We start from the raw sequence: 14114 nt of genomic DNA, 5'->3' as shown, positions 1-14114 counted from the left end.
TTGACAATGGTTAAACTTAGGACACCTCTAAAAATTCAGAGTTTTAAACGAAACGAGGCCATTTCTTGTTGACAGCAAAAAATATTGACGCAGCATATAATTAATATGTAAGGAAACATTTTTTGTAAACAACGACGTATTGTGACGAAATATGGATTTTTAGAGATGCCCTTTATTAAATTTTTGCGACGATCAGTTTTTGTATTGTTTTGCGCGAGTCTGTTGCTTGTTATTCTTTTGTCGATGCTATTGCTCGCCAGTCTGCCACAATATGACGGCGAGGCGCGCTTATCAGGCCTTGTCGCACCCGTTAGCGTATCGCGCGATGCGCTCGGCAGCGTGACGATTACAGGACAGAACCGGATGGATGTCAGCAAAGCACTCGGTTTTGTCCATGCGCAGGAACGTTTTTTTGAAATGGATTTAATGCGCCGCCAGGCAGCGGGCGAACTGGCCGAAATCTTCGGTGAAGGCGCGTTGGCGCTGGATATGGAAGTCCGCAAATACCGTATGCGCACCCGTGCCCGGGAAATCGTTCAACAACTGCCGGATAATCAGCGGCAACTGCTCGCGGCTTATCGTACCGGTGTCAATGCAGGACTTGATGCATTAACAGTTCGCCCCTACCCTTATCTGCTCACCCGCGCCCAGCCTGTTGAATGGCTGGAGGAAGATACCCTGCTGGTAATTTTTTCGATGTTTATCACACTCAACGAACATAGCGGCAAACGCGAACTGGGATTGTCATTTTTACATGCCGAACTGCCGGATGCTTTGTTTAAATTTTTAACGGCCAGTGGCGGGACATGGGATGACCCTCTCATCGGCGAACCGCTTGAATGGCCGCCACTACCCACAGTCAATGAATTCGATCTGCGCAAGCGGGATGCTTCGCTGTTTGCACACCAGTTCGACTTCGATGAATCGATGCCGGGAAGTAACAGTTTCGCAGTTTCAGGCGCCTTGGCTGCGGCAACAAATGGCGCAGCCCTGGTCGCCAACGACATGCACTTGATATTGCGCGTACCGAATCTATGGTTCCGTACGCGGCTGATCACCGAAAATGAAATCAACCCAGATCCGGCGCATAAAACCGATATCACCGGCATCACCCTGCCTGGCGTACCCGCCATTGTTATCGGATCAAACCGCCATATTGCCTGGAGTTTTACCAACAGTTACGGCGATTTTATCGACTGGGTACGTATTACACTCGACTCTGACGATCAAACACGCTATCTTGGCACGTCAGGCTGGCAATCCATTCAAAGCTTCCAGGAAACTATTCAGATCCGCAATGCACCCGCTCAACAGATAACTGTGCACGAGACCGAATGGGGACCAATTGTCGCGCACGATCATGACGGTGTGCCGTTGGCCATGGTGTGGACGGCATTTCGGCCTGGCGGCATCAATCTGAACCTGGTCGAACTCGAACATGCGCAGACAGTTGATGAAGCGGCTATAATTGCACAGCAAACCGGTATTCCAGCGCAAAACTTTGTCGTCGGCGACAAACAGGGCAATATACTCTGGACGATTGCCGGGCGCATCCCGGTGCGGTCGAACAATTTCGATCCAAGATTACCGTCAGACTGGACCACACCCGATACCGGATGGCAAGGCTGGCTGGACCCTGCCGACTACCCGTTGATCCGCAATCCAGAGAACGGACGTTTGTGGACTGCGAACGCACGCATCGTTGACGCGGAAAGTGTAAAAACAATTGGCGACGGCGGCTACGATCTTGGTGCACGATCCAAACAGATACGCGACAATCTATATACGCTGGAACAATTTACCGTTGACAATTTATTCTCAATTCAACTCGATCACCGTGCTGTGTTCTTTACGCGCTGGCATGCATTATTGTCCAACAATCTAAGTCGGGCAGAAAAAACTGACACCGTTAAACACCTGGAACAGGTTCTGGAAAACTGGGACGGCCACGCAGCGGCTGATTCGGTGGCATACCGGGTTGTACGCGGTTTCCGGCAGGAAGTCATTCAATCGCTGTTGATTGCATTGACTGCCGAGATCAAGCAGCGTCATCCATCATTCGAACTGCCGCGTTTGAGTCAGATCGAACATGCGGCATGGCAACTCATTGAAAAGCAGCCTTTGCATCTGTTGCCCGCAAACCACGAGAGCTGGGACGATTTTCTCTTGCACTGTATTCGCCAGACCATTGCAACGTTGCAAAATCAACCCGGTGATATCACTGTCCGCACATGGGGCGAAGACAATGCGGCGCATATCCGGCATCCACTGAGTCAGCGTATGCCAAAATGGATTGCCAACTATCTGGATATGCCAGCCGACCCGCTACCCGGCGATGTGCATATGCCGCGCATTCAAACACCGAATTTTGGTGCTTCACAACGCTCTGTCGTGGCTCCGGGAAAAGAAGAGGATGGCTATTTTGATATGCCGGGCGGTCAGAGTGGGCATCCACTCTCACCGTATTACGGCAGTGGCCATGCTAACTGGGTGTCGGGCAGACCGACACCCTTTTTACCGGGTAAAGTTGACAAAAGATTGACGCTGGTGCCATAAGTATGCAGGGATTAATCCTCACGCATTTCTGGGATTATTATGCCGCTGGTTTCCATAATATAGAGAATACTGGCCAGCAATTCTTCATCGGTACAATTGCGGCATCCACCCATTTCCGGCATTAGGTCTTTATAGCCTTCCTTGACATGTTTCAGTAACACGTCGATACCTTTACGCGCACGCATGCCCCACTCAACATCATCATCGGGCAACGGCGCACCCTGGGTAGTACGGTCATGACAGGTTGCGCAACTGTATTCATACACTTCCTTGCCTGACCGTGTTGGGCCGTTATAGACCGGCGCAGGTTTAAAACGCTCTTGCGCATAACCGATCGTACCGACAACCGCTGTATCCTCCACGGTTCGAACGGTCTTGTTCTCTTCAGCGGCCAGATAGCCTGTTTGCATAATCAACAGCAGCAATAGCCCATACCACCAGCCATTTGGACATTTGCAACATACATTCTTCATCATGATTTTTAGCACCAGGGCTGATTCTGAGCAAGGTCCGATGGCCTGGCCAAACGCTCGCGTCTTAATGCATTATCCAAGGTACCGTTTTTGGTATAAATGGAAGAAATGGCATCAGTGCTCGCACTGTTTTCCATCCACATGTCAAGCACTCTAATATCTTCAGCATTTTCAAGAAAATTAACTGTAAATTCGTAAGCCAGATGCGCCAATTCAGCTTCGCATTCTTTCGGGTTCGGACCCTGACCAGGCAAAACCAAATCAGGCAAAAATATGCGAATATTACGCCGAAATCCAGGCCATGTTTCCACGTTGATGTGAATAATATTGGCTGCCTCAACACTGACAACTTCTACGGGTAATTTTCCAGGAAATGGCACATCCGCTTGGGTATTTGCCGAAACACCGATTGTAAGCATGGCAGCCATTACTATAGCGAACAAACGGGGCTTGATTGATTTAACATCATCAACATTCAACATGATCTAACTCCTCCACTCGATTGTTATGATTTCTGATTTGTGTTCAATTCTTTTTCGACCAGCATGTCAAGCACATCAATGAGTTTCTCTTGTGTACCTGTAAAATATTGTGCGGTAAGGTATTTGCCATTTACAATAATTGCCGGCACACCGCGTATACCATATTCAACAGTCATCACCCGGGCGTGACTGACCTTTTCGTCAACCTCCGGTGACCGGAATGCAGCCATAAACTCTTCCGGCTTAACGCCCTGCTTGACAAAAAAATCCATGACCGATTGGTCATCTGCGTATTGATCGCCGTCAATATGGATAGACTTAAATAACGCCACATGTGCTTTTTCCAGAATACCCAGCTTTTCTGCCGTATAAAAAGCCCGTGCCTGGTCCGCCCACGGCGCACCGACTATAGCAGGTATCCGCTTCAAAACGATACGATCGCCTTTCTTTTGAGCCCAATCGGTTAGTTTCACATCCAGCGCATTACAATGCGGGCATGCGTATAAAAACATGACAACCACTTCCACATGATCACTGGCAAGGTGTTCACTCTGGATCGCAACAGGTGGAACGATACGCTGATACTCCAGTCCTTCGGCAAACGGCCGGTTATTTCCGGTCTGTTTTTCCGCATGTAATGCGGTATGCCAACCTGCCAGAACGAACAATCCAATAATCAATATTTTCTTTATCATCTAGATAGTCTCCTCGTTAATCCTTTCTCAAGATCATTTTATTTTTCTGCCACATATAAAACAAAACAGGTATCAACAGCATCGACACCAACGGTGCGGTAATCATGCCCCCTACAATTGGCGCAGCAATGCGTTGCATTACTTCTGATCCTGTACCACTCCCCAACATAATGGGTAACAAACCGATAATAATCACGGCAACTGTCATGACTTTCGGGCGTACCCGCAATGCCGCACCTTCAATGACTGCCGAAATTAACTCGGCCGTATTCTTTGGTTGCCGGCGTTTCACCGCTTCACGTAAATAAATAATCATGACAACACCAAACTCTGCAGCGACACCGGCCAGCGCAATTAATCCGACTGCAACCGCAACCGACAGGTTATAGTCCAGCAACCATAACAACCAGAAACTACCGATCAAAGCAAACGGCAGCGTAAGCAATACCAGAATTGCTTCTGTGAAACTTTGAAAAGCAAAATATAACAGAATCAAGATAATCAATAGCGTTACCGGCACAATCACTTTGAGTCTTTCAGTTGCATTTTCCAGAAACTGATATTGCCCGACCCAGTCAACTGTATAACCGACCGGCAAATCAAGTTCTTGTTGTAATCGTTTACGCGCCCGCTCAACATAGCCACCGATATCCTGGTTATTTATCGTCACATAAACCCAGGCATTCATGCGCGCATTCTCGCTTTTGATTGCCGGTGGTCCATCTACGACAGTGATCTCTGCCAGATCCTGCAACTGCACCTGGACGTCTTCGTTAATCACTAATGGCAGCTCCTTGATCTTGGTGATCGAGTTACGCCATTCCTGCGGATAACGCAGGTTAACGGGATAACGCTCACGTCCTTCAACCGCGTAGGTGATGTCCATACCTCCCATGGCGATGTTCGCGGATTCCTCGATTTCAGCAATACTGATGCCATAATGGGTCGCAGCGCGCCTGTCGATATCCACGTTGATATAGCGTGCACCGGTTGAACGGTCGGAGAATACTGTTCTGGTCTCTGGCAGGGCTCTCAGTATCGCTTCAATCTGTGCACCTAGCGCCTGGATTCCGGCCAGATCGGGACCAGAAACCTTAAGGCCGATCGGCGTGTTGATACCGGTAGACTGCATGTCGATGCGCGTGCGTATCGGCATTAGCCAAGCATTCTGCAATCCGGGCACTTGCACACTTTGATCGAGTTCCTGTACGATTTTATCGAACGTCATTCCTTTGCGCCATTCCGATTCCGGTTTCAGTTGGATTACACTTTCAAACATCGATAACGGCGCCGGATCGGTCGCCGTATCCGCTCTTCCCGCTTTGCCAAACACCTGCTTGACTTCGGGCACGGTCATAATCATGCGATTGGTCTGCTGTAACAATTCCCGTGCTTTGCCTATGGATATCCCCGGCAATGTGGTCGGCATATACAGCAAATCGTTTTCATTCATAGTAGGCATAAACTCCTTGCCGAGCTGTGACAAAGGCCACATGATCGAGCCAATCAGCAATACCGAAACGGCAATCAAGGCGTACGGTTTTCTCAGCGCGGCTTTAACGACTGGCTGATATACAGCAATGAGTTTGCGATTAAGCGGATTATCTTCTTCCCGTCTGATGGTGCCGCGAATGAAATAAACCATCAAAGCCGGCACCAATGTAATGGAAATTCCGGCAGCTGCTGCCATTGCATAGGTTTTGGTATAGGCCAGCGGCTCAAACAGGCGTGCTTCTTGTGCCTCAAGCGCAAAAACCGGCAGAAAACTCAACGTGATAATCAACAGCGAGAAAAACAGCGGCGCGCCGACTTCCTCTGCAGCTTCTTGAATCGCCTGAATTCGATCTTTACCGTTACTGACAGTGCACTGCAAGTGTTTATGCACGTTCTCGATCATCACGATGGTGGCATCCACCATGGCGCCGATGGCGATTGCCACTCCGCCCAGAGACATGATATTCGCATTGATGCCTTGCATGTGCATAATGATGAAAGCCGTCAGAATACCCACCGGTAAACTGATCAACACCACCAGTGACGAACGAAAATGCATCAGGAACAAGGCGCAAACCAGCACGATAACGATAAATTCCTCGATCAGCCGGTCAGTCAGCGTATCGATTGCGCTGTTGATCAGTTCCGAACGGTCATATACTTCGATCAGTTCAACACCTTCCGGCAAACTTAGCTTGAGCTGTTGCAGCTTATTCTTGACGGCACCGATGACCTCCAGCGCATTCTCACCGCTTCGCATCACGACAATACCGCCAACTGCCTCACCTTCGCCATTAAGATCCGCTACGCCGCGCCGCTGAGATGGTCCGATGCGAATTGTCTGCACGATATCATTGAGCTGCACTGACGAAATGGAGACTCTGCGACGTAACGTCGGTACGCTGGTCTGACCGATATCTTCAACGCCATCGACATATCCTTTGAAGCGCACCATGTATTCGGCTTCGGCCAGTTCAAGCACCGACCCACCGGTTTCCTGGTTGGATTCGGCTATCGCCTGCCGAACGTTTCCCAATGTCAAGTAGTAGCCACGCAACTTATCAGGATCAATCACCACTTGATACTGTTTGACCATGCCACCGACAGTTGCTACCTCGGATACGCCGGGAACGGATTGCAATTCATATTTAAGGAACCAATCCTGCAAACTGCGTAATTCCGCCAGGTCATGATTACCCGTACGATCAACCAGTGCATATTGATAGACCCAGCCCACACCAGTGGCATCAGGCCCTAATTTCGGCGTCACGCCGCTTGGCAGCAGATCATTAATCTGACTCAGATATTCCAGTACCCGAGAACGTGCCCAATAAATATCTGTATTGTCAGCGAAAATAACATAAATATAGGAGTCGCCATAAAATGAAAATCCGCGTACCGCAACAGCACCCGGCACAGACAGCATGGATGTGGCGATCGGATAAGTCACCTGATCCTCCACCACTTGCGGCGACTGCCCCGAATAACTGGTTTTTATAATGACCTGCACATCAGACAGATCAGGAATTGCATCGACAGGTAGTGTTCTGACCGACCAGACACCCCAAATCGCAATGAGCATTCCGGCCATAAGGATTAACAACCGGTTACATATCGACCACCGTATGATACGGACAATCAATGAAAATACCCCTTTAATTTGAAGTTTAAGTAAATTCCGGAGCGATACAGATTAATGATGATGGTGGTGATGTTGATCGGCATAAACTGCAGAAGCTGCATCACCGGATGACATGCGTGAAAAATCTACGAGCAAATTACTTTCAGAGTCGATTAAAAATTGACCAGAAGTCACAATTTTGTCGCCTTCGTCCAAACCAGAGCGAATTTCCACCATCCCACCGGCTTCTTCACCCGCATCCACAGCAACTGGCTGATAACTGCCATCGCCCAGAATGCGAATCACTCGCTGTTCATTCTGAGTACGTATCAAAGCTTCTTGTGGAATTAACAACACGTCTTCTTTTGCCTGCACCAGAATCTGCACATTCGCGAACATGCTTTGTGACAGCCCCGCATCATCCGTATTGAATTTCAACGCAGTTTCAAGCGAACGAGTGGTATAACCAACCGGCGGTTGCACGCGAACCACTGTACCTTCAAAAATTGCACCCGGTATTCCCCGGACAGTCATGGTGGCCTTCTGGCCAACATCAACCCAGGACCACTGCCTTTCAAAAATTTCGGCGGTTACTTCGACCACGTTGTAATGCCCGCCAACACTAAAAATCGTTGAAGCTGTTCTGACAAAATCACCTTCCGAAACTCTGCGCTCAAATATATAGCTGTTTTCCCTGGCATAGACTTCTACCGGAAATGTGGCAACGGCACCGTCGCGCAGAGCGGCCAGCTGTTTCTCATTCAATCCCATTTGACGCAAATGCGGAACCATTTTCATCGCCGCATCACTGTCTCCAGACTGGTAAGTTGTCTGGTAATTTTTCTGCAATTCAAACAATTCTTCCGAAACAACAGCGAATAATAACTCACCCTGCTCTATAAACTGGCCGTCGTGCTTGTCGATCACGTAATCCAATGTTCCCTGAATAGGCGGTGCAATGATTTGCCGCGCCATAGGATCGACACGCGTGATTTTCCCAATGGTTTCAATGCTGCGTTGCAAGTCGCCCTTCTTTGCTGTATCAAACCTTATGCCCAGATTATGTACAACATTAGCCGGTATCCTGACGCTCGGATATTGATCCTCCATCATTTGCTGTTCTGCCGTTTTGACATGGGCTGATGACGTTGAAACAACCTGATCGGATTGCAACCCCAAGAAAAAACCACCTGTAGCGGCCAACAAGGTAAAAATAATCAGTCGCATAACAACTCTCCCCCAAATAAAAGCCCTTCCTGCACAGATCGCAGAAAGGGCTCCGGTAAATTAATGCAATGAGTAGATCGCTACATCATGATGCAGTGGATCAAATTGATAGATTCTTAATCGACGACTCGGTTCAAAATTGAACTCAATTTCAACGGCATGCCTGGAAGGCGTGCCATCGGCCTGAACCGGCGGAACGGTTATACCACCCCATGGTCCACCTGCATTTGGCCAGGCATGATTACGTCCAAACGTAAAGAAACAGCCTGACCCGAGTTGAGGCACACCATTATCCGGATCATCCGGGTTGCGCGGACTGGGTTTCAAGAACTCCTCAGTACCACCCCGATTGATCGGAAAAACATGCTCCTCACCCGTCAACACAATACGGTCGTCGACGATCAGCGTGCCAGGCCCGCCAAACCCGTCATCACCTTGAATGACCGTCGGCCCGGTATGTATCCCGCCAGGATTTAACGCTGTAGTCGGATCGGTAAACTGGAATTGATTTTCCCAACCCCGCGAACCGCCAAAGTCCACACTCATGTAGCCATGCACGAAATGATCGCCGTTTAACAACGTTACACGATAATTATAGGGACGTGTTTGCCAATCATGCGCCGAGCCGTTGTTAATCCCTTTATAGCTTGCCGGTCCTAATCCACTGCCAGCACCTTGCGTTCCCTGACGACTGCCGTAAATGGTATTGTTGACATAAAACAGCGTAATGGTTGAATCAGGGTCAGCTACCACACCTGCAGGCAACTTGGTTCTATCAACCCAGTCCAGAAAAGCTGCGCGCAAATCTACTGCAGCCTGCTCGGTTCCGATACCGCCGCTTTTCATCGCTTTGAATGTATTCCACATACGTTTCGCTGGCGACAAATCACCGATTTGTGAAATGGCGTACATGCGATCTGCTTTGTTATTCACCGGATCACAGTCATTATCGAACCTGCCACCCTCGCAAAAAGCAATTTTCTCCCATTCCGGCAAAGTAGCACTATCAGGACCCGCTGTTTTCAATGCGTTCTCCATTACCTGCACACGTGGTGGATGAATACGCCATCCCCAGGTATAAGTCAGATTGAAGTATTTACCCTTGGTCTGTTTGATCTTGACGGTATATTCCGTACCTTCTCTGAGCATCGGAAAATACGTCTGATCCATAGACGCATGGAAGGGTCCGCGGTTGGGGCCAACACGATCAAAATTCATTACCATGGGAGAAAAATCTTCTATGCCGCGATTCAAAATTTTGACGTGATAGGTCGTCGTCCATGGCACTTCCTGAACATCGCTCGGATCGACAAATGCTGTATCACTTTCGATGCGCTGATTGAAATAAATCATATTGACGTCAACATTACCGCCTATGACTTTATCGCCCGGCTTACATTCGCCATATTTGCCATGCTTGCCATGCTTGCCATATTCGTCATGTTCGTCATGATGGCCGTCATCATCGCGTTTTTCACAGAACGGAACAACCTTTTTCACTTTCTTGGGACCATTGTAATGCAACATCGGAAAACCATCATAAGCTCGGCCCACGGGGTCTCCTTCGAGGATTTTCAACGCTTTTTTGATGCGACCATGGTTCGGATTGACCTGTTGGCCTTTGGCCGCTTTTTTCTCGATAAAGTCAATAATCGAATCCAGATCGTCTTCCGGACTGGTTGGATCAATATCACGAGTCAACACCGGGCCGTCATGCAAATTGTATGGAACCGTCGGCGTTGAAGGCAATGTATTCGGCATTTCATCGCCGTTAAAATCATACAAATTCGAATACACGGTCAACAGAAAATTGCTGCCCGGCGGATTGGCAAAAGGATCTACCGAAGGAAAATGTCCTTCGGGCGTCTTAACCTTGGTAACGCCAGGTGTAGAGTTATCCTGTATTGAAGGACCCGGACGATGTTGTGTACAAGGATGGCCCATCCAGCCTTCCATTCCAGTCATCGAATCCACTTGGAACTGGCAGTCACCGATACCTGTCGGATCGGCCACGGTTGCAAGCGGCAAACTCGCGCCTCCGAATAACAGACATGCCAAGACAGCGTGTCTGGTTAATTTATCAAAATTTACTTGTTTCATTGGATATCACCTTTTTGTTAGATATCAAAATAGCAGATAAGATAGCTTTAACTATCCTGCTATAGCCGAAAAACTGTATTCATCAACTGTGCTTAGCTAACTGCTCAGGCACTGCGCATTCTTTCGAGGTAAGGTCTATGATCTTTACCCGTGCTCAGGCGTGCAATCGACTCAGCGATATACAGCGGATGAAGGCGACTTGGTTTATTCAACCAGCGCCCCAGCTTCTCATTTCCCACCCATGACAGGCCATGAAGCGTACCGCGCGCATGAAACGCCGCTAGCACCTGGCGTAAATCTTCGGGCTCTCCACTGAGAAATTGCCACTTGGCGCCATAGGTATCGGCCAGTGTTTTGAGTGTATCCGGGGTATCCCGATATGGATCGGTGGTGATGGTATACATAAACACATCCTTACCAAGACGGTCACTGATCATTTCCTGAACTTTGACCATATTTTCGAGGATCGGATAGTATTTCTCCCCTTTTACAGAAGTAAAATTGATAAACACCAGTTTGTCGCGAATCAGTTCTTCGTAGAACCACGCTTTTCTATTGAATTGATCCTGGACGATAACATGTGGAAAACGGCTTGCATTCTTCCCGCCGCCTGCTGCTGGCGTACATGTCATCAAGGCTGGATTGTCATTTTCTGCTGCGGCCGATGCGGCCGTTACTGCTGTTGCTGCTATCGTTGCACCAACGGCAGTTGCAAGAAACTTTCTTCTTGATTCCATAATCATTAACTCCTTAAGATTTTGACTGATTTCTTATGGATATCTGTCAGTTCAATACCGCCAGTATCCGTAATGTATTTATTTAGCATCATGGAACAATTTTCCATTGCAACATCATGGCATTGTCTTCGTGTACATTGTTATGGCAATGAATCACATATTTGCCTTGGAAATCATCAAATCGATAAAACACCTTGACACTATCGCCAGGCCCCAGCACAGCCACATCTTTACGTGACTTGAGTACACCTGTCGGTGGTTTGCCATTCCACTCCAGCACCTGGAATTCTTCAAAATGGACATGTACCGGATGCGCCCATGAAGTACCCGCATTGCGGAAGGTCCAGATTTCAGCCGTACCCTGCTTAGGCGCAGCAGAAACAATTGTCGGATCCATAAACTGGCCATTAATAGTCCACAATCCCATATCATGATCAAATACCCACTCACGATGCGCAACCACTTCATCCAGATTGATATCCGGCAATTCGCGAAGGTTTGAAGGCACCTGACTGTTATCCGGCCCTTTCAGATCAACGATATTAAAGCGCAACACATCCATCACTTTATCTGCAGATAAGCGTCGCCCGGTTGGCCCCTGGCCATTGATTTGTTCCATCACGTTGACCAGATCGATATGATCACCAGGTGAATAACGCGAGAAATCGATAATCACGTCAAAGCGGTTTGCCGGTCCTAAAACGACACTGGTTACTGGAACCGGATGTTCCAACAGGTTGCCGTCATTAGCGATACACATCATCTCGCTTTGGTCTCTGAGCTCCAGTTCATAGAATCTGGATGGACCGCCATCATAAATACGGAAGCGGTATTTGCGCGGCTCCACATTCATGAATGGCTTGACCTTACGGTTAACCGTGATCAGATCACCCAGATGACCGTCTGTATCAAAAACATTGTAGGAAGGATTGCCATTTTGATCGAAACGTACATCATGCAGGATGAACTGAATGTCGTATCCGTTGGGGTTACCCTGATTGTCACCACCAAACTGCAAGTTTCCTGGTAAACGTAGCGCGCCCGGACGGGTATCATTTTCGTCGCCAGTATCGATATTATCGTAAAAAACAGTCATCGCAGATAATCCGGCATACACGTTTGTAGCGGTGAAATCAACCATGTGATCGTGATACCACAAGCTGCCCAATGCTTCGCGTGGATCATTACGTGCCAACATCATTGCATAATGATGATCCCAGTGTTCGCCTGGCATCGTAAAGTCCATTGGGTAACCGTCACTTTCCGAAGCCGTATGCGCATTATGCAGATGGATAGTACTGGCTGGATAGCCAAAAGGCATCAGGGAATTCTCCAAATCCGGCAAATCGTTATAGCGTCGTACAAATACAGGTTCACCATAACGGGCCACCAATGTCTCGCCAGGTGTCGCACCATTGAACATCCAGGCCAGCGAACCGCCATTGGCGTTCAGTGCAGATAATTCAGAATGATAATTCCAGTAGCCTTCTGTCAAGTGCTGAACATAGAATTTTTGTGGTAAAAATTCATTAAAGCGCTGATGCCCACTCGGATCAGGGGGCGGATTTAAAGAACCCTGCGGCACTTCCGCCATTGCCGGCGGGAAATACAACGGTTCACTAAATGATGACACCGGCGGACTGTCTGGTTCCGTCAAGGGGCTTCTGATCCCTTCCGGACGACAAAGCTGTGCCTGCGCCGAGCGGGGCACCATCGCACCGCCAAAGATTGCGGGGGTCGCAGCCACAGCTGCGGCACCCGCCTTGAGTAAGTCGCGTCTTTTCACTTTTTCCTCCATTTAAAAAAATCTTTCCATTTTAAGAACTGGAAAGCACTGCCAAAAAAGCAATCAACAAACCATGGTCTTAATTAAATAGTGATATTGATAAAACCAATAGCCGTTAGAATATTTATTGTATTTTTCTGCATTTTATCGATTTCAACACCTATCGTAGAATATATATCAATGAATCACTAACACTCTGATTATAAACTTTTTACACATCAAATTTCGGCAATAACGTTTGATATTTATCAATAGACGTTGCAATATTAGGTTTTACAAAACCAAAATTTAAAGCGTAAAAAGTATACTTGTTGCATATTTGGCAGAGCTTGTCATTTCAGACTGATATCTAACGAACTGATAGACTGAAAATTTACAAATACCGGCTAAAAAATTAATAGAATTTTACATAAATTACCTCCCCCTCAAATTGTACCTTGGTACAATTTTCCAGCATCTCTAGCGATAATTTAATGATTCCAAAACAATAATTACAAGCATGAACTGAGACAACCCGCTATCGACAAGCTATATTTCTTTTCACCGAGCGATCGCAATAGAAACAGACCTAACACAAGTTTTTATTTTCAATTAATAAACTTTTGGATTCTGTATTGATCTTAGTAGCATACAATCCATCAATATGTGAGAAAAATCACATATTGATGTGGAAAAATTCGAATGAGTGGAACTCAGCATAGTCAAAGGGGGAGGGGATTTTATTCTACTTATTTTATCAATGATTTTTGTATCTTCGAATCATCTAAATAAGCTATCAAAGTATGCAAAAAAAACTCTTGATTTAAGAAAAATGCAGACTATAATGCGAACACTTTAAATTTACATCAACCAAACTGAAAACGATTATGAAAACGATCACTAATGTGCATATATCCATTGAATTAACGAATATTCATATCCCCGTCACATAGCTTTTTATAAG

The 14114-nt window shown here is 47.4% G+C and carries 9 protein-coding genes; 1 reads left to right on the top strand and 8 read right to left on the bottom strand.

What is annotated here, in order from left to right; translation table 11 throughout:
- Positions 1–165 precede the first annotated feature (165 nt).
- Positions 166–2556 (top strand): penicillin acylase family protein, encoded by a 2391-nt coding sequence (locus MRK00_10805; GenBank protein MDR4517860.1) that lies wholly within the window; start codon positions 166–168, stop codon positions 2554–2556.
- An 11-nt stretch (positions 2557–2567) separates the two neighbouring features.
- Here the strand turns inward: MRK00_10805 and MRK00_10800 are convergent, their stop codons facing one another.
- The 8 genes from MRK00_10800 to MRK00_10765 all read right to left on the bottom strand — a co-directional run bounded on the left by MRK00_10800 (position 2568) and on the right by MRK00_10765 (position 13171).
- Positions 2568–3032: a c-type cytochrome gene (locus tag MRK00_10800; protein MDR4517859.1), complete on the bottom strand. Its 465-nt coding sequence runs from the start codon at positions 3030–3032 to the stop codon at positions 2568–2570.
- Positions 3033–3037: 5 nt separating this feature from the next.
- Positions 3038–3511 (bottom strand): hypothetical protein, encoded by a 474-nt coding sequence (locus tag MRK00_10795; GenBank protein MDR4517858.1) that lies wholly within the window; start codon positions 3509–3511, stop codon positions 3038–3040.
- Positions 3512–3534: 23 nt separating this feature from the next.
- Positions 3535–4206, bottom strand: a complete 672-nt coding sequence (locus MRK00_10790; protein MDR4517857.1) for a thiol:disulfide interchange protein DsbA/DsbL — start codon at positions 4204–4206, stop codon at positions 3535–3537.
- 16 nt (positions 4207–4222) lie between these two features.
- Positions 4223–7342: a CusA/CzcA family heavy metal efflux RND transporter gene (locus tag MRK00_10785; protein ID MDR4517856.1), complete on the bottom strand. Its 3120-nt coding sequence runs from the start codon at positions 7340–7342 to the stop codon at positions 4223–4225.
- Positions 7343–7393: 51 nt separating this feature from the next.
- Positions 7394–8548 carry an efflux RND transporter periplasmic adaptor subunit gene (locus tag MRK00_10780; GenBank protein ID MDR4517855.1) on the bottom strand — a complete coding sequence of 385 codons (1155 nt, stop codon included), beginning with the start codon at positions 8546–8548 and terminating at the stop codon, positions 7394–7396.
- A 60-nt stretch (positions 8549–8608) separates the two neighbouring features.
- Positions 8609–10648 (bottom strand): hypothetical protein, encoded by a 2040-nt coding sequence (locus MRK00_10775; protein ID MDR4517854.1) that lies wholly within the window; start codon positions 10646–10648, stop codon positions 8609–8611.
- A gap of 104 nt (positions 10649–10752) precedes the next feature.
- Positions 10753–11385: an SCO family protein gene (locus MRK00_10770; GenBank protein ID MDR4517853.1), complete on the bottom strand. Its 633-nt coding sequence runs from the start codon at positions 11383–11385 to the stop codon at positions 10753–10755.
- A gap of 88 nt (positions 11386–11473) precedes the next feature.
- The gene (locus tag MRK00_10765; GenBank protein MDR4517852.1) at positions 11474–13171 is read right to left on the bottom strand and encodes a multicopper oxidase domain-containing protein; all 1698 of its coding nucleotides are present in this window, start codon (positions 13169–13171) and stop codon (positions 11474–11476) included.
- Positions 13172–14114 lie beyond the last annotated feature (943 nt).

The sequence above is a fragment of the Nitrosomonas sp. genome (assembly GCA_031316255.1).
Taxonomy (GTDB): domain Bacteria; phylum Pseudomonadota; class Gammaproteobacteria; order Burkholderiales; family Nitrosomonadaceae; genus Nitrosomonas.
Note: the sequence above shows the minus strand (reverse complement) of the source record. Positions and strands in the feature narration are given on the sequence as shown.

Bases quoted from the DNA above. Each gene is read 5' to 3' on its own strand.
- MRK00_10805 (MDR4517860.1), top strand. From the start codon at position 166: ATGCCCTTTATTAAATTTTTGCGACGATCAGTTTTTGTATTGTTTTGC.
- MRK00_10800 (MDR4517859.1), bottom strand. From the start codon at position 3,032: ATGATGAAGAATGTATGTTGCAAATGTCCAAATGGCTGGTGGTATGGG.
- MRK00_10795 (MDR4517858.1), bottom strand. From the start codon at position 3,511: ATGTTGAATGTTGATGATGTTAAATCAATCAAGCCCCGTTTGTTCGCT.
- MRK00_10790 (MDR4517857.1), bottom strand. From the start codon at position 4,206: ATGATAAAGAAAATATTGATTATTGGATTGTTCGTTCTGGCAGGTTGG.
- MRK00_10780 (MDR4517855.1), bottom strand. From the start codon at position 8,548: ATGCGACTGATTATTTTTACCTTGTTGGCCGCTACAGGTGGTTTTTTC.
- MRK00_10775 (MDR4517854.1), bottom strand. From the start codon at position 10,648: ATGAAACAAGTAAATTTTGATAAATTAACCAGACACGCTGTCTTGGCA.
- MRK00_10770 (MDR4517853.1), bottom strand. From the start codon at position 11,385: ATGGAATCAAGAAGAAAGTTTCTTGCAACTGCCGTTGGTGCAACGATA.